Raw genomic sequence first — 21,840 nt, forward strand, 5'->3', positions numbered from 1 at the left:
GCTCAGATCTTCTCCAGCGGCACGAACGCCCCGGGCGGCAACTCCACGCTGATCTCATCGCCGGGCCGCACAGCCCCACCTCGCAAGACGACACCCATGACGCCACCCTTGCGCACCACGTTGCCCTCGTCGTCCTGCCCGATGACCTCTTTGAGCAGCCCTTGCTGAAACCGGTTGATCTGCGCACAGGGATTCCGCAGCCCCGCCACGATCACCGCCGCCCGCGGGTCTTCCCCGTCCACAGCCGCCGCCGCATCACTACGAGCGGCCGCAGCCGCCACAGCCTCGGCCGCCGCAGCGGTGGCTTCATCGAGCACCGCCGCCGCAGCCGCCTCCAACACCCCCGCCACCACAGCCGACCCGCTCTCCCCCAAGCGCCCCGCCGCGTCCCCACCCTCAGCCGAGCCCGCGCGGGCAGCCGAGCCCACCCCACCAGCAGCCAAGCCGGCGCGGGCCGCCGGCGGCGGGCCGAAGCGCAGGATCGTGCCCAGCGGCAGCCCGAGCAGGTCGATGCCGCTGGTCGTCACGTTCTCGCCCAGCTCGCCGGGCTTGACCGTGTAGCCCTTCTCCCCGACCTCGTCGAACAGCTCCTCGTGGATCAGGTGCACCTGCCGCAGGTTCGGCTGCGTGGGATCGGCCTTCACCCGGCTCCGGTGCCGCACGTTCACCCCGGCATGCACATCGCCCTCGACCCCGATCCCGGCCACGAGCACGATCTCGCCCCGCGCCGGCTTGGTGAACGAGTAGACGTCGTTACAACTGACCGAGGCAACCGCTCCACGCACAAGACTCATGCGCCGAGTCTCGCCGACCCCTCGAACCCGCTCGACCCCTTTTCCCGCACCCCGGACGGGGGCCCGGCTTCGTCAGTCCGGCGGGGCCAGGAACAAGGCTGACAATTTGGGCAGTCGGCGCTGCATCTCCTCCTCGTTGTCGAAATCCCACAGGTCGCCGGCGTCGGGGCGGGTCGCCGGGCGGTCCTCCGCCGGCATCTCCTGGCCGGTGGCCTGTGTGTAGGCGTCGGCGGCGATGTGCAGCACCTCCTCGGCCTCGAAGACGGCGCCGGTGTCGGCCGCGTTTTTGATCACCTGCACCATGGCCAGCGAGTCGGGCGTTTTCACCGAGCGGGCCACCGCGTCGCGGCCGTGGGCGATCAGCCAGCCCCGGAAGCTGTCGAAGCCCTCGTCGTCACAGCCGCCGTTGATCAGGTACGCCGCCGCCCACAGGTCGGCCGTGCCCGAGGCGACCATGACCTTGTCGAGATGTCGACCCCAGGCCACGATCTCCTCCGGATCGCGGGTCGCCAGGTCGGCGGCGGCTCTCTTGGCCACCTCGGCGGGCGAGGCGGGCCGGTCAGCGGTCGCTCGGCCGATGACCGCCCAGAAGTCGTCGGTTCTCATGACGAGGATCCTGCCAGCGGGGTATGACAAAAACGCGCGCGGCAGGATGGTGCCGTGCGGCCGATTTCACTCCCCGACGTGCCGTACGGCGCTACCGCCGTACGGCCGAACTGGTCCGACCTGCCCAAAAGCGTGCGTGAAGCGATCACCGCGAGACTCGGCTCCCCGGTCGTCGCCGCGCGCAGCGCCGGCGGCGGCTTCACCCGGGCCTTCGCCGCCGTCCTGACCACCGCCGACGGACCGGGCTTCTTCGTCAAGGCCGCACCCCTCGAAGATCCCACTTCCCAGTGGTACGCCCGCGAGGGCTGGATCACCTCATTGCTGCCACCCGGGGTCGCGGCTCCGCGGCCGCTCTGGTCGATCGCCGAGGCCGGCTACTTCACGCTGTGCCTGGAGGCCGTCGACGGGCACGTGCCGGCGCTGCCCTGGTCGCCGGCCGAGCTGGACGCCTCGCTGTCGGCCTGGTCGGCCGCCGCGCAGTCCCTGGCCACCCCCTCGGCCGAGCTGCTGGCGAGCGGCATCCCGCCCCTGCCGGAGATCTTGCGGGCCGAGATGTCGTGGTGGTCGGAGATCGCCGGCGGCCGGGAGCCGATGCCGCACACCGCCCGGGCCACGGTCGCCCCCGGCCACCTCGCCGAGCTGGCCCGGTTGGAGAGGGCCGCACCCGATCTCGTCGCCGGTCCCGGGCTCATGCACGGCGACCTGCGGATCGACAACATCATGATCGACGGCACCGGAGCCGCCCGTCTCTGCGACTGGACCTGGCCGTGCCTCGGAGCGCCGTGGTTCGACACGGTCACGCTCCTGGTGACCGCCTTTGCGAGTGGGCTCGACGCGGATGCGTACCTCCAAGAATGGAACGCCCCGCCGGGAGGGGTCGACGGAGCTCTCGCCGCGCTGGCCGGCTATTGGCTCGTGCGAGCCGGCGGCGGGCCGAGCAGCGCCTCCCCGCACAGCCGTCAGCATCAGCGTTTCAGCGGCGAGCAGGCGCTCTCCTGGCTCGCCGCACGCCGAGGCTGGGCCGCCTGAGCTGGGCACCGTTTTGGCGGCGCGCCCCGGTGCTGGTAATCTGGTCCTTCGCGTGTGGTGACGCGCCGTTGATCGCTGTTTCGACAGAGACTTGGGGCCACCCCGCTGAGACCGTTTCCGAACAACTAGTCAGGACAAGGCTGTCGCGTGGCGAACATCAAGTCCCAGATCAAGCGCAACCGGCAGAACGAGAAGGCCCGGCTGCGCAACAAGTCGGTCAAGTCGTCGCTGAAGACCGTGATCCGCAAGCTCAATGAGGCGAGCGAGGCCGGCGACACGCAGACCGCTACGACGCTGCTGCGTGACGCTTCCCGTCAGCTGGACAAGGCCGTGAGCAAGGGCGTCATCCACAAGAACCAGGCGGCGAACCGCAAGTCGGCCATCGCCAAGCGCGTCGCGGCGCTCTCGGCCTGATCATCGCTGATCCGCTCGGCGGCCTGACTCGTCAGGTGCCGAGCGTTTGGCTGTACGCGGCAAGACCGCACCCGGGCATCGCCGGACCGTAAGGTCCACGGCGGTGCCCGGTGTCGTTGCGGACGCCTATTCGTACCGGCGTGTGGCCGACTGGCGGATCCACTGCTGCTGCGCCTCGGCCTTCTCGACCCAGGGCCGCTTGATGGGCGCACCCCGGTCCCGGTCGATCAGGCCCGGAAGCCGCCGCGTGGCGTCCTCGCCGAGCCGCGCCGCCGGCGCGTGCTCGACCGGCCCGTACGCGGAAGCCGGTCGCAGCGACGGCGGCGTCTCGCCCATCCGAGCCCTCTCAGCGCCGATCGACGAACCGGCGGCCGGCGAACCGGCGACCGAGGAACGCGCGGCCGGGGAAGCATGGACGGCCACTGGAGCCGACTGGATGAGCGAGCCCGCGATGACGTCGTTCAGCTTGACCATCACCGCGACCGTCGCCGGCAGCGCCAGGACGCCCCACCAGCTGACCAGCTCGGCCAGGGCGAGCAGAATGCCGAGGGCGACCGCGCCCTCCAGGTAGACGAAGCACAGGAAGCCGCTCGGCGCCACGTGGCGCAGTCGCAGCAGGCGCGCATAGAGCGGCTGATGCACGTCGGTCATCGCCCACCGCCCCGGCGCGCGGCGGCCACCGCGAAGACCGCCTTTTCGAGCGCGTACCCACGGTCCTCGGCGCCGCCCTTGACCGCGGCGTTGCAGTCGGCGGCCGCCCGCATCGCGTCGACCAGGCCCTCGGGCGTCCAGCCGCGAGCACGCTCCTGCGCCCGCTGGATCTTCCAGGCGGGCATGCCGAGAGAACTGGCCATCTGGTACGGGTTTCCGCGCCCGGCCGAAGCGACCTTGGCCACGGTCCGCACGCCGTCGGCGATGGCGTCGGCGATCGGCACCGGGTCGACGCCGACGTGCAGCGCCCACCGGAGCGCCTCGAGCGCGCCCGGCACGTCACCGACCATCGCGGCGTCGGCCACCGTGAAGCCGCTCACCTCGGCCCGGCCCTTGTAGTACCGCGCGACCACGGCCTCCGTGATCTTGCCGTCGGTGTCGGCGATCAGCTGCGAGCAGGCCGCCGCGATCTCCCGCAGGTCGTTGCCGACCGAGGCGAGCAGCGCCGCCGCGGCCGCCTCGTCGCATCGTCCGCCGTTGCGCCGGAACTCGTCGCGCACGAAGGCGACCCGCTCCCGGTCGCCCTTGAGTTTCGCCGCCGCCACCACTGTCGCCCCGGCCGATTTCAGCCCGTCGGCCAGCGCCTTGCCCTTGGCCCCGCCGAGATGCGAGACGATCAGCGAGACCTCGGGGTCGGGGTTCTTCGCGTACGCGACCAGGGCCGTGATCAGGTCTTTCCGCGCGTCTTGTCCACTGCGGACGACCAGCACCCGCCGCCCGCCGAACAGGGACGGGCTGAGCATCTCGGCCACCTCGCCGGCCGCCAGAGCACCCGCCTCGTATTCCCGGACGTCGGCGCCGGGATCGGCCGCGCGCGCCCCCTCGACCGCCGCGGTGATCGCACGGGAGGCGAGTAGTTCCTCATCGCCTTGGACGAGCAGAAGCGGGGGAGGCGCGGTGTTCACGTCCAATATCGTCGCACGAGGGGCTGACGTTTCCGCGTGGCTCACTCCTTAGCGCACCCGCACCCGCCAGGGAATGCGAAAGCAGACATATCGGCGTTCTGCCATATCCCCGGCCACAACACCGTCACGCAATCAGGCCGCTTACCCCACCCGGCCGCCCGCGACGACCCGAATGTCCATCGACCCCCGTCCCCCGCGACAAGCAGTGCCCGAAAGGACGACCCCGGGCGTGTCGTCACCACACCGCGATCACCGCAGGTCGGAGGGCAGCATCGACCCGATCCAGGCGTCGACCCGTACGCCCCGGTGCACCAGCCGCTGCCGCAGAATCGCCTCGTAGCGGAAGCCCGCTTTCTCCGCGACCCGGCGGGACGCGACGTTGCCCACCTCGGCCCGCCACTCGATCAGTCCCAGCCCGAGTGTGCCGAACCCCCACCCGCACAACGCCCGGACGGCCGCCGTGGCCAGTCCGCGCCCGCGCGCCCGCGGGTCCATCCAGTAGCCGATCTGCGCCGCCCCGCTCCCGTCCAACCCGAACCCGGCCCGCCCCAACGGCACGCCCTCCCCGGCCCGCTCGACCACGAACTCGGCCCGCTGCCGGCGATCCCAGGCCGCGATCGCCATCTCCCGTACGAAGTAGTCCGCATCCGACATCCGATAGGGAATCGGAATCTGCAGGTACCTCTGCACCGCCGGATCCAGCGACACCTCGTAGACCCACGGGATGTCCGCCACCGAGAACGGCCGCAGCCTGATCTCCCCCGCCTCGATCACTTCAAGCTCCACCCCATGATCATGCGGTCGGCGGACTGCCCCGGGCCACCACGGCCAGCCCACGGCCGGCGTCCACCGCCGCGATGTCGCCCGACTGGTCCGTACGCACCACGCGCGCCCCGCCCCGGCTCAGGCGCGCCAGCAGCGACGCGTTCGGATGCCCGTAGTCGTTGTCCCGCCCCACCGACACCAGCGCCACTTCGGGGTCGATCTCGTCCACGAACGCCGGCGACTGATAGCTCGAACCGTGGTGAGCAACCTTGAGCACGTCGGCCCGCACCGCCTCCGGCCCCAGATGGTGCAGCAGATCCTCCTGTTCCTCGGTCTCGGCGTCCCCGGCCAGCAGGACCGTCCGCCCGTCCACGCGCGCCCGCAGCACCAGCGAGTTGTTGTTCGGGTCGGAGTTCGTCCCGCGCATCGGCGCGATCGGCCCGAGCACCGACAGTTCCAGCCCCGCCACCTCGTACGTCCATCCGTAGCGGATCACCCGCAGCGGCACCCGCCCCGCCGCGGCCGCCACCGCCGAACGCCCGGCCGGCGGTTCGGGCCAGTCCGGCCCCGCGACCGCGAGCACCTCACGCCCACGGAAGACACCGGTCACCCCGCCGATGTGATCGACATGGAAGTGGCTCGCCACGAAGAGCACGATTCGCCGTACGCCCAGACGCCGCAGGCAATGATCGACGGCGTTCGGCTCCGGCCCGGCATCGACGACCACCGCACTGCCCTTGCCGGCCGGCAGCACGACGGCGTCGCCCTGCCCCACCGCACACGCGACCACCACCCAGCCCGCCGGCGGCCACCCCGACGCCAACAGCCGCACGGGAAGCGCACCCAGAACGCCGCCCAGCGCCACCACCGTGACCAGCCGCCGGATCAGCGGCCGCCGCGCCGCCACCAGCAGCCCGACCGTGACCACCGCGAGCAGCACCGCCCCGGCCACCCCGCCCGGCCAGGGCAGCGCCCCCGCCGGCACCCGGGCGCCGTAGGTCGCCACCAAAACCAGCCACCGCGCCGGCCAGTGTCCGCCCCAGGCCGCGAACTCGGCCCCCGCCGGCCACACCGGCGACAGCACCGCCGAGCCCACCCCGAGCAGGGTGGCCGGCGCGATGGCCGGCACCGCCAGCAGGTTCGCCGGCACCGCGACCAGACTGACCGTGCCCGACAGCCCCGCGACCACGGGCCCGCACGCCACCTGGGCCGCCGCCGGAACGGCCAGCGCCTCGGCCAGCCCCGCCGGGCACCCACGGCGCCGCAGCGCATCGCGCCAGACCGGCGCGATCAGCAGCAGACCGCTCGTGGCCAGCACCGACAGCGCGAACCCCGGATCGGCCGCCAGCTCCGGGTCGACCAGGATCAGCACGGCCACCCCCGCCGCCAGCGCGGGCAACGCGGCCCGGGACCGCCCCGAGGCCAGCCCCAGGAGCCCGATCGCCCCCATCGCGGCCGCCCGCACCACGCTCGGCGAGGGCCGCGCCAGAATGACGAACCCCACCAGCACCGCGGCACACACCAACGCCGTGATCACCGGCCCGGCTCGGGTACGCCGCACCGCGAACAGGACCACCCCCACCACGATCGCCACGTTGGCTCCGGAGACCGCGTTGAGGTGAGTCATCCCCGTAGTCCGGAAGTCGTCTTCGAGCGCCGGGTCCAACCGGCTCGTATCGCCCACCACGAGCCCCGGCAGCAGCCCACCGGGCCGATCGGGCAGCGGCTCACACGCCCGCTGGAGCCCCGCCCGCAGAACACCCGCCGCCCGTTGCGCCCACGACGACTCCCCCACCAATGTCGGCGGCTCCCGCACCGACGCCACGGCCGCCCGCAGATCACCCCCACGCGGCGGCATGAGCTTCCCCCGGGCCGTCACCCGCTGCCCCGGCAACAGCCCACGCCATCCCGGATCGCTCCCCAGCACCAGCCCTCGAGCCGACAACCGCACAGGCGCGGCCTCGTCCGCCCGAATCATCACCAGCTCAACCGCCACGAGATAGGTCGCCGGCATCCCCGGCGACCCCCGCAGAGCCCGAGGGTCATCCTTGACAACCATTTCCAGGTGTACGGCTTCACCCGCCCGCACAAGCGCAACCAACACCCCCGCTTCCCGCACACTGACCCGCGCCGCGGTAGACACACCCCCACAGGCCACCCCGAGCAGAGAGGCCACCACAACCCACCGCACAGCCCCAACCCGCCGCACAGAGGCATCGAGCCCAAGCCGCCCACCGGGCGGCCGGCGAGGCGCCGGACGTCGGCCGGCTGAGCCCCTTCGCCACAGGGGTTGCGTTCCGACCACGCCGGCCAGCACGGCGGCGCCCGCGCCCAGCAACGTTCCGGACAGCGCCGACAGGTAGAGAGCGGCCAGCGAGGACAGCCAGGTCGCCAAGGCGAACCCGGCCAGTCGGAGGTCGGCCACACCGGATTGCTTCGGCGCCGCTCCGGGCGGGGACGGCCTTTCGCCGGCGCCGTTCCTGAGGCTCGGCTTCATACCGTCACCAGGTCTTTGAGCTGCTCGTAACGGGCGTCCCCGATGCCGTCGACCTTGCGCAGGTCGCTGACGGCCTTGAAGCCGCCCTGTGCGTCGCGGGCGTCGAGGATGCGCTGGGCCAGGACCGGCCCTACGCCAGGCAGCGTGTCCAGGTCGGACAGTGTGGCGGTGTTGAGGTTGACCGGGGCGCCGGGAGCGGGGGTGCCACCCGCGGCCGGGGCGGCCGGGCCGGTCGGCACCACGACCCCGGGTGGTGGGGTGACGCCGACGAGGATCAGTTCGCCGTCGACGACCTTGCGGGCCAGGTTGAGCAGGGCCACGTCCACGCCGGGGTCGGCGCCGCCGGCGGCGTTGAGAGCGTCGGCCACGCGGGCGCCGGCAGGCAGACGGACCAGGCCCGGATGCCGAACTTTGCCACCCACCGCAACGACCACATCCGCCGTCCCGGAGGCCGAACCCGGCCCCGCAGCGCCCGGCCCCGTCCCACCCGCCGTCCTCGCGTCGGCGCTGGCGGCGGTGTCGTCCGTGGACTGCGCCGACTCGAACCCCGGCGGTTCGACGGAGTCGACCTGCGGACGGGCCCGCCACGCCAGAACGGCGGCGATCACGATCACCAGAACGGCGACCACGGCCAGCGCCTTCACGCCCCGCCGCCCCGGATCGAAGGCCCCCAGCCCGAAACGCCGCCCCTCCTTGTCGCGCCCGCCGAAAGCACCGGCCGCGCTGAGCCCGGTTTCCTCATCCTCGGGCCCCTCCGGCCACGCATACGCGGACGAGTCGGCCTCGGGCGGAAACGCGGAGTCCCGAAGCTGCGGCAGAGCACCGGAAGGTGAGAAATCGCCATAAAGAGCCGAATCCGACGAGGCCCCCAGCAGCGAGGTGGAGGGGGACGAGGGCATGGGCGGGTTGGGCTCGTCCCTCTCCGGCAGAACCCAGGCCGGCGGCGGCAGCGGGCGCCGCGCCGCATCAGCCGGCGCCGGATCACCCCCAGCGCCACCCTGCACACGGCCCGGAGGAGCAACCGCCTCAGAGACACGGCCAGGCGGCGTCGCCCAGGCCGACCCCGCCCGAAACCGGCCCTCCGCAGGCGACGATCCGTCAGCCGAGGCCGGCCCAGACGAAGCCGGCGCCGCGACGAAAGCCGCATCAACCGCCGGCGAAGGCTGAACAGGCGCGGTCCCCGGGTCGAGGTCGACGTCGTCGGGCCACGCTGGGATAATGTCCGACCAGTTCAGCGGCTCGCCCACCACCGCGAGGTCGGCCAGGCCCTGGTCGGGGCCGGGCGCCAGTGCCGACCGCAGCCTCTCCGCCACGGCCTCGTCCGCATTCTTCCGCTCTCGCACGGGCCGGACGTTAGGGGCTTCGGCGACCCCGCGCTTCCGGCCCTGTGGACAGCGGTGCATTGTGGATAACCCACCGACCCACCCTCGAACGTGCTATGGGAACACCGTGACAATCACCGAATCCGCGCTGGTCACCGCCGTCGAGCGGCTCCGCGCCGCCGGGTGTGTCTTCGCCGAGGACGAGGCCGGCATCTTGAGTGCGGCGGCCGCCGACGACGCCCGCCTCGCCGTGATGGTCGCCCGCCGCGCCCAGGGTGAGCCCCTCGAACAGGTCGTCGGCTACGCCGATTTCGCCGGCATCCGGGTCACCCTCCGCAAGGGCGTCTTCGTCCCCCGCGTCCGCAGCGAACTCCTGGTCCGCACCGCCTTGGAAGAAGACCCTCACCTGGTCCTCGACCTCTGCTGCGGGTCCGGCGCCCTCGGGCTCGCAGTCAAGCGGCACAAGGACGTCCAGCTCCACGCCACCGACATCGACCCTGTCGCCGTGGCCTGCGCCCGCGACAACGGCGTCACCCGAGCCTACCAGGGCGACCTCTACGACCCTCTGCCCGCAGATCTACGATTCGACGTCATCCTGGCCAACGTCCCCTACGTGGCCACCGCCCACATCCCCCTGCTCCCGGCCGAGGCCCGCGACCACGAGCCCGCCTCCGCCCTCGATGGTGGCGCCGACGGACTCGACATCTTCCGCCGCGTCGCCGGGCAGGCCATGATGTGGCTCGCCCCCCGCGGCGTACTCCTCTCCGAAATCACCGAGGCGCAAGAGGAAATCGCTGTCCGGACCGTGACCGAACAGGGTCTGGACGCCGACGTGATCTACGACGAAGATCTCGAAGCGCGAGTGGTCCGAGGCCGGAAGAGGGAGTAACGAGGTGGGCCTGCTGCGAAGGCTTGCCCGGGCCCGCTTGGCCGCCCGGGTCATGCGGCGTCTCCGCCGTGCCGGCGTCACCGGCGCGCGCTACGACGCGCACACCTTCCAGCTGCACTGGACCCCGCCCGGCGACGACGTCCCCACGATCGTCGAGCTCGCCCATTTCACGAGCCGCAAGAAAAAGGACATAGACCATCATCTGGCCGGTCTTCTCCCGGCCGTCCTTCCTCCGGCTTGGTCAGATGTACGCCCCTTGCTCCGCCCCGTCCTCCGCGGCGTCACCCCCGGCGACCCGCTGCGCCGCCCGGTTCTCCCGTTCCTCTACGAGCACGTGGTCGTCGACCACCCCGAGACGATGATCTACGTAACCGCGGACCAACCCGAGAAGTGGGGTGTACGCCCCGACGACGTCTTCGCCGCCGCCCGCGCCAACCTCTCCGGCGCCGTCCTCCAGGGCGAGGCCGCCGAGCCGGTAGTGGTCCACTTCGTCGACGACGGCGACTCCTACTGGGTCTCCCACCTGCTGCTGGAGCATTGGCTGGAACGCCTGGCCCCGCAGGTCGGCGGCTCCCCCGTGGCTTTCGCCCCCGAACGCGGCACTCTCCTGGTGACCGCCGACGGCAGCCGGCATCTCCCGGCCCTTTTCACTCAGGCCGAGGAGATCTACGCGAAATCCTTGAGACCCATCACCCCGATGGCGTACGTCAGTGACGCCCACGGCTGCACGATCCCCTACCAGGCTCCCCGCGACCACCCGTTGCACCACACAGCCGGCCGAGCCGAACGCATCCTCGCGATCCAGCAGTACGCCCTCCAGCGGGAGCAGACGCCCGACAAGCCACTGGCCGGCATCGAGCTGACCGGCGACGAACATGCCGGCTGGCGTACGAAAGCCGTCTGGAACCGTGACGAGCCGACCTTGTTGCCCAAGGCGGACGACGTTCAGGTCGGCGACCGCACCGTCGCTTGGAAGGACCTGGCCCGCCACCTCAGCAAGGCGCCAGGGCTGGACCCGCAGCGCTGGGCCGCCGAAGGGTGGCCCGCGGAGGCCTAGCGGCGGTGCACGACCACGCCGGCCAGGCCTGGGCCCACGTGGGCGGCCACCGCGGCGCCTATCTCGGTGATGTAGCAGTCGCGCATGCGGTCGCCCAGGCGCATCGCCACCGCGTCGGCCAAGGCCGTTGCCCTGTCCTCGGCCTCCAAGTGGTGCACCGCGATGTCAACCTCACCCTCGCCGGACGCCTCGACCGCGAAGTCCACCAGCTTGGCCAGGGCCCGCCCGGCCGTGCGCACCTTGTCCCGCACCACGATCGAGCCGTCCACCACGTGCAGGATCGGCTTCACCGACAGCGCCGTGCCCAGCAGCGCCTGCGCCGCCCCGATCCGCCCGCCGCGGCGCAGGAACTCCAGCGTGTCGACGTAGAACAGCGTGCTCACCCTCGACGAGTGGGTCACCGCCTCATCCCGTACACCCGAAAGGTCTTGACCGTCGGAAGCGGCCTTGGCCGCCGCCAGCGCCGCGAAGCCCAGCCCCATCCCCGTCGTGCCGCTGTCGACCACCTGCACCGACGGGCCGACCTCGGACGCCGCCAGCGCCGCCGCCTCATAGGTGCCGGACAGCTTGGCCGACAGATGGACCGAGACGATCCCGTCCGCGCCCGCCTCGAGCAGTTCCTTGTACGCCGTCGCGAACTGTTCCGGCGCCGGCCGGGACGTGCTCACCTGGGAGCGCCGGCCGCCCAGCGCCCGGGCCACCTCCGACGGCTGGATCTCCAGGCCCTCGAGCCCGTCCACGCCGTTGATCACCACGGTCAGCGGCACGACCGTCAGGTCGTAGGTGCCGCCGAGCTCGGAGGGGAGGTACGCGGTGGAGTCGGTGACGACCGCGACGGGCATGCGGGCAACTTAACAGCACCTGCTGTGCTCAGGCCGCGCGGATCGACGTCACCAGCAAGGGCGTGCCCTGCTGGCAGGTCGACATCATGCCCTCCTTGGTCTGCCCGACCACCGTGACCTTGCGGCCGACCGTGGCGTCGGAGCGCATCGCCGCGTCGTCGAAGATGAGCAGATATGACCCGGAGGAGTCGCTCAGGAGCAGGCAGTTGGGCTCGACCCCGGCGGTCACCGTGCCCGTGATCGTCTTGGCGCCGGCGGCCGGCCGGCTGGGCTCGCCGGTGGGACCGGACGCCTTGGTGGGCACGGGCAGGTCGATCACGTCCGAGGCGGAGGGAGCGGGCGAGGCCGAGGCCGAAGGCGCGGGCGCCGGCGCGGCGGCCGGGTCACTGCTGGCGCAGCCCGCGGCCAGCACGAGGAGCAGTACGGCAGGAACGGCACGAGTCGTCAGCATGATGCTTGGACGCTACCGGATCTTCGCGGGTTCCCTACACCGGTGGCGGAGAAGGCCGCTCCGTGAAGGGGCCCACGTTGTACGTCGCCAGCTGCCAGCCGCGGTCGTCGTCGTGGGTCAGCTCGATCCAGTGGCAGTTCTGGAGCGCGCGCAGCGTTCGGACCTGCTCCATCGACCAGCCCAGCACCCGGGCCACGCCCTGGCGGGCGGCGGCGCCGTGTGTGGCGACCACGACCGTGCCGTTGGCCGGCACCGAGGCGGCCGCCTCACGCAGCGCGTCGGCGACCCGGGCGCCGAGCGCCTCGAGGGTCTCGACCTCGCCGCCGACCTCCTGGCCGGCTTTCCACGCCGCATACTGCGCCGGGAAACGCTCGGCGACCTCGGTCATGGTGAGGCTCTGCCAGGCGCCGAAATAGCGCTCCCGCAGCCGCTTGTCGAACGTGATCGACAGCCCGCTGAGCGCGGCCAGCGCGGCCGCGGTGTCGGAGGCCCGTTGCAGGTCGCTGGCCACGATCGCGTCCGGCTTGAACTTGATCAGCAGCTCGGCGGCGTCCACGGCCTGCTGCCGGCCGAGGTCGTTCAGCGGCACGTCGGTCTGCCCCTGGACGCGGGACCCCGCGTTCCAGTCGGTGTTGCCGTGCCGCCAGACGATCAGGCGGGTCACTGCGCTTCCGCGTCGGCCAGGTCGCGGTCGACGAACGGCATGGTCGGGCAGTCTTTCCACAGCTTGTCGAGGGCGTAGAACTCGCGCTCCTCGGCATGCTGGATGTGCACGACGATGTCGACGTAGTCGAGCAGGACCCAGCGGCCCTGGCGCTCACCCTCACGGCGGACCGGCTTCGCCTTCTCCGGCAGGTTGAGCAGCGCTTCCTCGATGGCGTCGACGATGGCGATCACCTGACGCTCGTTGGACGCCGAGGCGATCACGAAGGCGTCGGTGATGTAGAGCTGGTCGGCGACGTCGATGATGACGATGTCCTGCGCCTTCTTGTCGGCGGCGGCCTGCGCGGCAGCCATCGCCAGTTCAAGAGCGCGTTCGGTAACGGACAAGAAAGTCCCCTCGGGTAGGTGTCCAGGTGAGTTCAAGCCTCTCACACAGGTATGACATTCCCTTAGCCCCGATAGAGCCCGCGCTTGTTGATGTATTGAACGACTCCGTCCGGCACCAGGTACCAGACCGGCTTGCCGGCGGTCGCCCGGGCCCGGCAGTCGGTCGACGAGATGGCCATCGCCGGCACCTCCACGAGCGTGACGCTGTCGCGCGGCAGGTGCTCGTCGGTGAGCTCGAAGCCGGGCCGGGTGACGCCGACGAAGTGGGCCAGGGAGAACATCTCCATCGCGCTCTTCCAGCCCAGGATGCGAGAGAGGGCGTCGGCTCCCGTGATGAAGAACAACTTCGAGTCGCCGCCGTAGATCGCCCGCATGTCACGCAGGGTGTCGATGGTGTAGGTGGGACCGTCACGGTCGATGTCGGCCCGGCTGACGTGGAACCGCGGGTTCGAGGCGGTCGCGATCACCGTCATCAGATAACGGTCCTCGGCCGGAGAGACTTTGCCCTTCTCGTACGGCTGACCCGTCGGCACGAAAACGACCTCGTCAAGATCGAAGCGCGCCTGCACTTCGCTCGCGGCGACGAGGTGGCCATGGTGGATCGGATCGAACGTCCCGCCCATGATGCCGATACGGCGTCCTTGCATCGAAGAAGAATAGATCAACCATCTAGACGCTTTCGTACGGCGGCTAGCAGGTCATCCGCTGTGAAAGGCTTCTCCAGCAGCGCGACACCCGGATCTAAGGTGCCTTGCGAGTGGAGTACGGGCTGGGCGTAACCGGACATATAGAGCACTCGGGTATCCGGCCTCTCTCGTACCAAACGCTCGGCAAGCTCTTTGCCTAGCATTCCGGGCATCACCACGTCGCTCAGCAGAAGGTCGATCTGCCCGGAATGACCCGAGGCGACGTCGAGCGCCTGCGTGCCGCACTCGGCCTTGAGCACCTGGTAGCCGGCGCCGGAAAGGATCCGTGCGGCCACATCACGAAGCGCCGCCTCGTCCTCCACCACCAGCAGCGTCTCCCCGTGGCCCTGCGTATCAGCCGCCGGTTCTGTCGGCACAGGCGACGTCGCGACGGTGGACGAGGCCGGCAACAACACCGTCACCGTCGTGCCCAGACCCGGCTCGGAGGTGATGCCGACCTCGCCGTCGGCCTGGGTGACGATGCCGTAGACGGTGGCCAGCCCCAGCCCGGTCGCCTCCCCGCTGGCCTTCGTGGTGAAGAACGGCTCGAAGGCCCGCTCCACCACGTCCGGCGTCATCCCCTTGCCCGAATCGGACACCCGCAGCCGCACCTGATCGCCGTGCCGCCCGGTGTCGATCACCAGGTTGCCGCCCGCCGGCATCGCGTCGCGGGCGTTCAGCGCCAGGTTGACCAGCAGCTGCTCGATCTGCCCGGGGTCGCACGTCACCGGCGGCAGGTCGGCTTCGGGCCGGAACAGGAGCGTGATGTGCTCGCCGATCGACCGGCGCAGCATCGCCTGGACGTCCGCGATCACCTTGTTCAGGTCGAGCACCTGCGGCCGTACGACCTCGCGCCGGGCGAACGCCAGCAGCTGATGGGTGAGATCGGTGCCGCGCTCGCCCGCCTTGATGACCTGCTTGGCGTCGGCCGCGATCATCTTCACGTCCGGCTCGGCCGACTCCGCCTCCTCGACCACGAAGCTCGCGTAGTTGACGATCACGCCGAGCATGTTGTTGAAGTCGTGCGCGATGCCGCCCGCGAGCTGGCCCAGGCTCTCCAGCCGCTGGCTGCGGTGGGTCTGCGCCTCGGCCCGGAGCCGGGCCTTCTCCCGCTCGGCCCGGTCACGCTCGGACAGGTCGCGGATCACGGCGAGGGCGAGCCGGCCCTGCGGTGTGTCGACGATCGAGACCGACGACTCGACCGGTATCTCGGAGCCGTCGCGCCGCCGCACGCTGGTGGTGACAGCGCCGATCGGGCCCGGACGCCCCTCCTCGATGCGCCGGCGGCGCTCGGGAAGCATCGTCCGAGCATCCTCGGTGATCAACTCGTCGACGTCGAGGCCGACCAGTTCGTCCCGCGTATAGCCGTAGAGCTCGACCGCCCGGTCGTTGACGAGCACGATCGTGCTGCCGGATATGACCAGGATGGCGTCCGGGGCGGCTTGCAGCAGGCCACCGGCCAATTCCTCGGACCACTCCACGCCTTCACCCCCGTTGATCTCCGAGGGTATCGGGTGAAAGCGTGGCGAAAGGTCAAAAGCGCGCAGCCAGCGCCCGGCGGAGATCGTCGTCGGCGTCCTGGACCACGCGCCGCAGGATCGGGTCGAGATCGTCCGAGGCCAGCAGCTCGGCCGCGAGCCGCCGGGTGTCCGCCTCGACCATGATGGCCGGGAACGCGTACGTGGCCGTCTTCTCGGCGCTCATGCCGCTGCGCACCCGCATCATCTCGGGCATGTCGGCGAAGTAGCGGGCCACGTACGGGCGGATCAGGTCGAGCTGCTCGGCGTGCCAGAAGCCCGAGGCGGTCATCTCGACGAGCCGGTTGGACAGCTTGGTGTCGCCGATGATCGACTCCCAGGCCGCCGCCTTGGCCTCGGCGTCGGGCCGGGCCGCCCGCGCCCGGGCCGCCCACTGCTCGCCGGTGGTGCTGCGGTCGCGCTCGAACTCCGCGTCGATCATGGCGGTGTCGGCGGCGCCGAGCACGGTCAGGCGGTAGACGATCAGCCAGCGCAGGTCGGCGTCGATCGCCAGCCCGTCCGGCACCTCGCGTCCCTCGAGCCAGCCGGCCAGGCGCTTCACGTCGACGGTGGCGCCGATCAGGCCGCGGGCCGCCGCGAGCTGACGCGACCCGCCCGCCTCGGAGACCGCGAGCAGCCGGTCGGCGGCCTGGGCGACCAGCTCGAGGGCGGCCGGGCGGGTCTCCGGTGTCGAATAGCGGTCGACCAGGGTGCGGGTGGCCCGCAGCACGTCCTCGACCACCACGACCTCGGACTCGACCGGCAGCGCGGCCAGCACGAGCGTGACCAGCTCGGCCACCGGGCGCTCGCCGTCGACGACCGCGTCGAGCGTCGAGGCCCAGAGCACGGCCCGGGCCAGCGAGTCGTCGATCAGGGGCAGCAGGGCCGGCACGGCCGCCGTCGACTCCTCGTCCAGACGGATCTTGGCGTACGTCAAGTCACCGTCGTTCAGGAGCAGGAGGTCGGCGACCGGCTCGCCGGCCAGCTCGGGCACCTCGGTGCGCCCGGTGGCCTGTACTTCGATCTCGACCCGCTTGCGCAGCACCACCGCGCCGTCGGCCGAGCGGTCGTAGAGCCCGAGGCCGACCTTGTGGGGCCGCAGCGTCGGGTACTGCTCCGGCGCCGTCTGGAGAACGGCCACCGAGGCGTACGCCCGGCCCTCCCGGACCGCCTCGGTCCGCAGCGTGTTGACCTGGGCCCGGCGCAGCCAGACGTCGGCCCAGGTGGTGAGGTCGCGCCCGCTCGCCGCCGACAGCGCCCCGAGCAGGTCGGCCAGCGTCGCGTTGCCGTAGGCGTGCGCCTCGAAGTGCGCGTTCACCCCGGCCAGGAAGGCCTCGTCGCCGACCCAGGCCACGAGCTGCTTGAGCACGGCCGCGCCCTTGGCGTACGAGATGCCGTCGAAGTTGAGCAGCGCCTGGTCGGTGTCGGTGACCTCGGCCGGCGCCACCGGGTGGGTCGACGGGTGCTGGTCGGCGCGCAGGCCCCACGCCTTGCGCTGCATCGCGAACGTGGTCCACGTGTCGGGGAAGCGGGTGGCCTCGGACGCGATGCGGGTGCCGAGATATTCGGCGAACGACTCGTTCAGCCACAGGTCGTCCCACCAGGCCATGGTGACCAGGTCGCCGAACCACATGTGGGCCATCTCGTGCGCGATCACGTTGGCCCGGTGCTCGCGCTCGCTCTCGGTGACCGCCGAGCGGTAGATGAACTCGTCCCGGAAGACGACCAGGCCCGGGTACTCCATCGCGCCGAAGTTGAACTCGGGGGCGAACGCCTGCTGGTAGTGCCCGAACGGGTAACGGATGTGGAAGATCTCGTGGAACCGGTCGAGGCACTGCCGGGTGACCTCGAAGATCTCGGGCGCCTCGGCCTCGAGCGGCTCGGCCAGCGCCTTGCGCGCGTAGAGGGCCAGCGGGATGCCGTCGTGCTCGCTGGTGACCGAGTGGTACGGGCCGGCGATCAGCGAGCACAGATAGGTCGAGATCGGCTTGGTCGGAGCGAACTCCCAGCGCCCCTCCCGTCCGGTCACCAGCGGCCCGTTCGCGGCCACCAGCCAGCCGCCCGGCGCGGTCACGCTGACCTTGAACGACGCCTTCATGTCGGGCTGGTCGAAGCTGGGCAGGATCCGGCCCGCGTTGTTGATGAACATGTGCTGGTAGAGGTACGTCGAGCCGTCCGCCGGGTCGACGTATTTGTGCAGGCCCTCGCCGTCGTTCGAGTAGCGCATCACCGCGTCGACCGCGAGCTCGTTGTGCTCGGCGAGGTCGCTCAGGTGCAGCCGCTCGCCGTCCATGGCCGCGGCCGGGACGGGCGCGCCGTTCAGCGTGATCGAGGCGACCGAGACCGGCTCGAACTCGAGGAAGGTCGAGGCGCCGGGCCTGGTCGAGAAACGCACCACCGTGCGGGCGCCGAAGGTGTCGCCCTCGGCGGTCAGGTCGAGGTCGATCTCGTACTCGTGGACGTCGACGGTGGCGGCGCGGGCGGTGGCCTCGGCGCGGGTCAGGCTCGGCATGACGACCATCATGCCGGTATTCACACTGGCGTCACACCACCACCCCGTTGCTATGGTGGGTTCATGCGTTGCGCGAACCTCAGCTGGTGGCTGCCCTGATCGGGCGGCTATCCCCTCGCGCACAAACGGCCGCCCCCTTCGGGCGGCCGTTTCTCGTTTCCATGGTCATCCGGAGGGCGTAGCCCCGACCCGGAAGGACCCGTCATGACCCGCCGCCTCACCGGCTTCCAGCCCACCGGCAACCTGCACCTGGGCAACCTGCTCGGCGCGATGCGCCCGCTCGTGGCCGCACAGGACGACCCGGCGACCACCGACTCGATCGCCATGATCGCCGACCTGCACGCGCTCACGGTCGAACACGATCCCCAACGGCTCCGGGCCAACTCCCTCGACGTGGCGACCCTGCTGCTGGCCGCCGGCGTCGACCCCGGGCGCACCGCCCTGATCGCCAACTCGCAGGTGCCGGAGCACTCCGAGCTGCACTACCTGCTCGAATGCGTGACCGGCTACGGCGAGGCGGCCCGCATGATCCAGTTCAAGGAGAAGTCGGCGGCGGGCGGCCCGGTGCGGCTCAGCCTGCTCACCTATCCGGTGCTGATGGCGGCCGACATCCTGCTGCACGACATCGACCACGTGCCGGTCGGCGACGACCAGAGCCAGCACCTCGAACTGGCCCGCGACATCGCCGTCCGCTTCAACAACCGCTACGGACCCACCTTCACCGTGCCCGAGGCCATCCGCCCCGGCGCCGCCGAACGGATCATGGACCTGACCGATCCGACCCGGAAGATGAGCAAGAGCTCGGTCAACCCGGCCGGCCGGATCGGGCTGCTCGACCCGCCCGACGTGATCCGCCGCAAGGTCTCCCGGGCCGTCACCGACACCGTCGGCGTCGTCCGGCACGACCCCGAGGGCCAGCCCGGCGTCACCAACCTGCTGGAGATCCTGCGGGCCTGCACGGGCGAGGAGCCGGGCGCGTTCACCTCGTACGGCCAATTGAAGCGCGAGGTGACCGACGCGATCGAGGCAGTCCTCGCGCCCGTCAGGGCGCGTCACGCCGAGCTCTCCGACGACCCCGGCCACCTCCAGAAGATCTTGGCGGAGGGCCGGGCCCGGGTGCGTCCAAGGGCAGAGGAGACCGTACGCAAGGTGCGCGCGGCCCTGGGCCTATTGGACTAACGCCACGACGCGCTTCACGAACGCGCCGTCGACCTGGTCGTAGCCCGACGACTGGAAGAGGGCGCGGGCCGCGGGTGAGCACGGGCCGGCCTCGAGCCGGATGATCGAGCGGCCCGCGGCCAGCGTCTCCTCCTCGATCCAGACGATCAGCTGGCGGGCGATGCCGCGGCCCCGGAACGCCGGGCGCACGTACACGCGCTGAAGCTCGGCGATCCCGGGGTCGAGGGTCGGCCGCCAGGCCGCGCAGGCCACCGCGCGGCCGTCCACGATCGCCACCAGGTACGTAGCGTCATCGTCGGGGGTGAAGGCTGCGGAGCGCAGCTCGTGTTGCTGCGCCGCAACCAGCGCGGCGAGCTCGGGGTCAAGGGCGGGCCGCGCTTCGATCATCACGGTCGTGACTCTAAGCGACGTCCGTTTCCGGATGGTTGCCGCAATCTGGACGACTGCCTATTCGGTGGTGTCGTCCTCATCGTCGACATCCTCAACCAACACGGGCCGATTGGCGTTGGACACGCTGGTGACCGTGCCGTCGGCCGCCATGTGCAGCAGCTCGTCGTCGGAGCGGACCCGGCGGGCCTTACGGGCGGCGAGGCGCTGGGCGGCCGAGGCGCGGCCGCTCTCCTCCTCGAGGCGGGCGTCGGTGCCGCGCGGGCCCGCGACGTATTCGCCGGCGTTGGGGTGCCAGTCGAACTCGCGCTCGCCGATCCGCACCGGGTCGCCCGGCTGAGCGCCCTTCTTGACCAGGGTGTCCTCGACGCCGACACGCTCCAGCCGGTCGGCCAGGTAGCCGACGGCCTCCTCGTTGTCGAAGTTCGTCTGCCGGACCCAGCGCTCGATCTTGGCGCCGTGCACGACGAAGACGCCGTCCTCGTCCTGCTCGATGGTGAAGCCGGAGTCGTCGACCGCTTTCGGCCGCACGACGACGCGGGTCGGCTCGGGCTCGGGCGTGGCCAGCCGGTGCTCCTCGACGACCTTGGCCAGGGCGTAGGTCAGCTCCTTGAGGCCCTCGCGGGTGATCGCGCTGACCTCGAAGACGCGGTAGCCGCGGGCCTCGAGGTCGGGCCGGACCATCTCGGCCAGGTCGCGGCCGTCCGGAATGTCGATCTTGTTGAGCACGACGAGCCGCGGGCGGTCCTCGAGGCCGCCGTACGCCGACAGCTCGGCCTCGATCGCGTCGAGGTCGGCCAGCGGGTCGCGCTCGATCTCGGGCGCCGCCGCGTCGAGCACGTGCACCAGCACCGAAGTGCGCTCGATGTGCCGCAGGAACTGCATGCCCAGGCCCTTGCCGGTGGCCGCGCCGGGGATGAGGCCCGGCACGTCGGCGATCGTGAAGATCTGCTCGCCGGCCTGCACCACGCCCAGGTTGGGCACCAGGGTGGTGAACGGGTAGTCGGCGATCTTCGGCTTGGCCGCGGAGAGCACCGAGATGAGCGAGGACTTGCCGGCCGACGGGAAGCCGACCAGGCCGACGTCGGCCACGCTCTTGAGCTCGAGCACGACGTCGAGCTGGTCGCCCGGCTCGCCGAGCTCGGCGAAGCCCGGCACCTTGCGGCGGGTGTTGGCCAGCGAGGCGTTGCCCCGGCCGCCGCGGCCGCCGCGGGCCACCTCGAAGGTGGTGCCGGCGCCGATCAGGTCGGCCAGCACTTCACCGTCGGCGGTCTGCACGACCGTGCCGTCGGGCACCTTGAGGACCAGGTCCTTGCCGTTGGCGCCGTCGCGGTTGGCGCCGGCGCCGCCGCCGCCGTTGGACGCCTTGACGTGCGGGTGGAAGTGGAAGTCGAGCAGCGTGTGGATCTGCGGGTCGACGACCAGCGTGACGCCGCCGCCGTGCCCGCCGTTGCCGCCGTCGGGGCCGCCGAGCGGCTTGAACTTCTCGCGGCGCACCGAGACACAGCCGTGCCCGCCGTCACCCGCCTGCAGGTGCAGCACAACCCGGTCGACGAACGTGGTCACTGCTCGAACTCCTTAGGTAAAACAAAAAGAAAGCGGGCCACGGACCCCGAGGGTCCGCGGCCCGCTTCTTAAAAACTTACTCCGCCGCCGGAACGATGCTGACGGTCTTGCGACCACGCTTCGTGCCGAACAGGACGTTGCCGGTCGCCAGGGCGAACAGCGTGTCGTCGCCACCACGGCCGACGAGCTCGCCCGGGTGGAACTTCGTGCCGCGCTGGCGGATCAGGATCTCGCCCGCGCTGACCAGCTGGCCACCGAACCGCTTGACACCGAGCCGCTGGGCGGCGGAGTCACGACCGTTACGGGAGCTGGATGCACCCTTTTTGTGAGCCATGAGTGGTCCTACTTCCCGCTCTTGATGCCGGTGACCTTGATCTTCGTCAGCGGCTGACGGTGCCCCTGGCGCTTGTGGTATCCGGTCTTGTTCTTGAACTTGTGGATCCGGATCTTCGGACCCTTGGTGTGCTCGGCGATCTCGCCGGACACCGTCACGCTGGCAAGCTTGGCCGCATCGGTCACCAGGTTGTCACCGTCGACGAGGAGGACCGCGGCGAGCGTCAAGGCATCGCCGGGCGCACCCACGAGCTTCTCGACCTCGATCACGTCGCCCTCGGCAACCTTGTACTGCTTGCCGCCGGTCTTGACGATCGCGTACATCGGA

General features: G+C 71.1%; 23 protein-coding genes. 5 read left to right on the top strand and 18 right to left on the bottom strand.

The window, feature by feature from the left end; genetic code table 11:
• Positions 1-2 precede the first annotated feature (2 nt).
• A complete protein-coding gene (locus CRP55_RS52970) occupies positions 3-794 on the bottom strand; it encodes an MOSC domain-containing protein (protein WP_097320279.1) in 792 nt (263 codons plus the stop codon).
• 72 nt (positions 795-866) lie between these two features.
• Positions 867-1,400, bottom strand: a complete 534-nt coding sequence (locus tag CRP55_RS13960) for a DUF4240 domain-containing protein (RefSeq protein ID WP_097320280.1) — start codon at positions 1,398-1,400, stop codon at positions 867-869.
• A 54-nt stretch (positions 1,401-1,454) separates the two neighbouring features.
• On the opposite strand from CRP55_RS13960, the gene CRP55_RS13965 reads away from it, so the two are divergent.
• Together CRP55_RS13965 and rpsT are read left to right on the top strand one after the other, a co-directional pair.
• On the top strand, positions 1,455-2,429 hold the full coding sequence (locus tag CRP55_RS13965; RefSeq protein WP_097320281.1) for a phosphotransferase family protein: 975 nt from the start codon (positions 1,455-1,457) through the stop codon (positions 2,427-2,429).
• A 147-nt stretch (positions 2,430-2,576) separates the two neighbouring features.
• Positions 2,577-2,843 carry a 30S ribosomal protein S20 gene (rpsT, locus tag CRP55_RS13970; RefSeq protein ID WP_097320282.1) on the top strand — a complete coding sequence of 89 codons (267 nt, stop codon included), beginning with the start codon at positions 2,577-2,579 and terminating at the stop codon, positions 2,841-2,843.
• A 126-nt stretch (positions 2,844-2,969) separates the two neighbouring features.
• Here rpsT and CRP55_RS52975 read toward each other — a convergent pair whose 3' ends face one another.
• The 5 genes from CRP55_RS52975 to CRP55_RS13995 form a co-directional block, all read right to left on the bottom strand.
• Entirely contained in the window at positions 2,970-3,494 is a 525-nt protein-coding gene (locus CRP55_RS52975; protein ID WP_179855158.1) for a hypothetical protein, read from the bottom strand.
• Positions 3,491-4,468: a DNA polymerase III subunit delta gene (gene holA, locus CRP55_RS13980; protein ID WP_097320367.1), complete on the bottom strand. Its 978-nt coding sequence runs from the start codon at positions 4,466-4,468 to the stop codon at positions 3,491-3,493. The genes CRP55_RS52975 and holA overlap by 4 nt, the downstream gene beginning before the upstream one ends.
• A gap of 240 nt (positions 4,469-4,708) precedes the next feature.
• The gene (locus CRP55_RS13985; protein ID WP_179855159.1) at positions 4,709-5,245 is read right to left on the bottom strand and encodes a GNAT family N-acetyltransferase; all 537 of its coding nucleotides are present in this window, start codon (positions 5,243-5,245) and stop codon (positions 4,709-4,711) included.
• Between the two features lie 7 nt (positions 5,246-5,252).
• Positions 5,253-7,721 (bottom strand): ComEC/Rec2 family competence protein, encoded by a 2,469-nt coding sequence (locus CRP55_RS13990; RefSeq protein WP_097320284.1) that lies wholly within the window; start codon positions 7,719-7,721, stop codon positions 5,253-5,255.
• Entirely contained in the window at positions 7,718-8,620 is a 903-nt protein-coding gene (locus CRP55_RS13995) for a ComEA family DNA-binding protein (RefSeq protein ID WP_097320285.1), read from the bottom strand. Before CRP55_RS13995 ends, CRP55_RS13990 begins: the two co-directional genes overlap by 4 nt.
• Positions 8,621-9,170: 550 nt before the next feature.
• On the opposite strand from CRP55_RS13995, the gene CRP55_RS14000 reads away from it, so the two are divergent.
• A complete protein-coding gene (locus CRP55_RS14000) occupies positions 9,171-9,932 on the top strand; it encodes a putative protein N(5)-glutamine methyltransferase (RefSeq protein ID WP_245922977.1) in 762 nt (253 codons plus the stop codon).
• 4 nt (positions 9,933-9,936) lie between these two features.
• A complete protein-coding gene (locus CRP55_RS14005; protein ID WP_097320287.1) occupies positions 9,937-10,989 on the top strand; it encodes a DUF1444 domain-containing protein in 1,053 nt (350 codons plus the stop codon).
• On the opposite strand, the gene CRP55_RS14010 is transcribed toward CRP55_RS14005, so the two are convergent.
• The 7 genes from CRP55_RS14010 to pepN form a co-directional block, all read right to left on the bottom strand.
• Entirely contained in the window at positions 10,986-11,831 is an 846-nt protein-coding gene (locus tag CRP55_RS14010) for a DegV family protein (RefSeq protein ID WP_097320288.1), read from the bottom strand. The genes CRP55_RS14005 and CRP55_RS14010 overlap by 4 nt on opposite strands.
• A 28-nt stretch (positions 11,832-11,859) precedes the next feature.
• Positions 11,860-12,282, bottom strand: a complete 423-nt coding sequence (locus CRP55_RS14015) for a hypothetical protein (protein ID WP_097320289.1) — start codon at positions 12,280-12,282, stop codon at positions 11,860-11,862.
• Between the two features lie 34 nt (positions 12,283-12,316).
• Complete coding sequence (locus CRP55_RS14020; RefSeq protein WP_097320290.1) at positions 12,317-12,946, bottom strand: histidine phosphatase family protein; 630 nt, start codon at positions 12,944-12,946, stop codon at positions 12,317-12,319.
• Positions 12,943-13,332, bottom strand: a complete 390-nt coding sequence (rsfS, locus tag CRP55_RS14025) for a ribosome silencing factor (protein ID WP_097320291.1) — start codon at positions 13,330-13,332, stop codon at positions 12,943-12,945. The genes CRP55_RS14020 and rsfS overlap by 4 nt, the downstream gene beginning before the upstream one ends.
• 62 nt (positions 13,333-13,394) lie before the next feature.
• Positions 13,395-13,979: a nicotinate-nucleotide adenylyltransferase gene (gene nadD, locus CRP55_RS14030; RefSeq protein WP_097320292.1), complete on the bottom strand. Its 585-nt coding sequence runs from the start codon at positions 13,977-13,979 to the stop codon at positions 13,395-13,397.
• A gap of 14 nt (positions 13,980-13,993) precedes the next feature.
• Positions 13,994-15,499 carry an ATP-binding protein gene (locus CRP55_RS14035; protein ID WP_097320293.1) on the bottom strand — a complete coding sequence of 502 codons (1,506 nt, stop codon included), beginning with the start codon at positions 15,497-15,499 and terminating at the stop codon, positions 13,994-13,996.
• Positions 15,500-15,551: 52 nt separating this feature from the next.
• Positions 15,552-18,047 carry an aminopeptidase N gene (gene pepN / locus CRP55_RS14040; protein ID WP_097320368.1) on the bottom strand — a complete coding sequence of 832 codons (2,496 nt, stop codon included), beginning with the start codon at positions 18,045-18,047 and terminating at the stop codon, positions 15,552-15,554.
• 204 nt (positions 18,048-18,251) lie between these two features.
• Between pepN and trpS the strand changes: the two genes are divergently transcribed.
• Positions 18,252-19,226: a tryptophan--tRNA ligase gene (gene trpS, locus CRP55_RS14045; RefSeq protein WP_097320294.1), complete on the top strand. Its 975-nt coding sequence runs from the start codon at positions 18,252-18,254 to the stop codon at positions 19,224-19,226.
• Here the strand turns inward: trpS and CRP55_RS14050 are convergent.
• The 4 genes from CRP55_RS14050 to rplU all read right to left on the bottom strand — a co-directional run bounded on the left by CRP55_RS14050 (position 19,215) and on the right by rplU (position 21,836).
• The gene (locus CRP55_RS14050; protein ID WP_245922985.1) at positions 19,215-19,613 is read right to left on the bottom strand and encodes a GNAT family N-acetyltransferase; all 399 of its coding nucleotides are present in this window, start codon (positions 19,611-19,613) and stop codon (positions 19,215-19,217) included. The two genes, trpS and CRP55_RS14050, sit on opposite strands and share 12 nt — an antisense overlap.
• Before the next feature lie 60 nt (positions 19,614-19,673).
• Positions 19,674-21,179: a GTPase ObgE gene (gene obgE, locus CRP55_RS14055; RefSeq protein ID WP_097320296.1), complete on the bottom strand. Its 1,506-nt coding sequence runs from the start codon at positions 21,177-21,179 to the stop codon at positions 19,674-19,676.
• Positions 21,180-21,255: 76 nt separating this feature from the next.
• Positions 21,256-21,513 carry a 50S ribosomal protein L27 gene (gene rpmA, locus CRP55_RS14060; protein ID WP_097320297.1) on the bottom strand — a complete coding sequence of 86 codons (258 nt, stop codon included), beginning with the start codon at positions 21,511-21,513 and terminating at the stop codon, positions 21,256-21,258.
• An 8-nt stretch (positions 21,514-21,521) separates the two neighbouring features.
• Positions 21,522-21,836, bottom strand: coding sequence for a 50S ribosomal protein L21 (gene rplU, locus CRP55_RS14065; protein ID WP_097320298.1), 315 nt, complete (start codon positions 21,834-21,836; stop codon positions 21,522-21,524).
• Between the last annotated feature and the right edge of the window lie 4 nt (positions 21,837-21,840).

It is taken from the genome of Paractinoplanes atraurantiacus (assembly GCF_900215205.1).
In the GTDB taxonomy this organism is placed as follows: Bacteria; Actinomycetota; Actinomycetes; order Mycobacteriales; family Micromonosporaceae; genus Actinoplanes; species Actinoplanes atraurantiacus.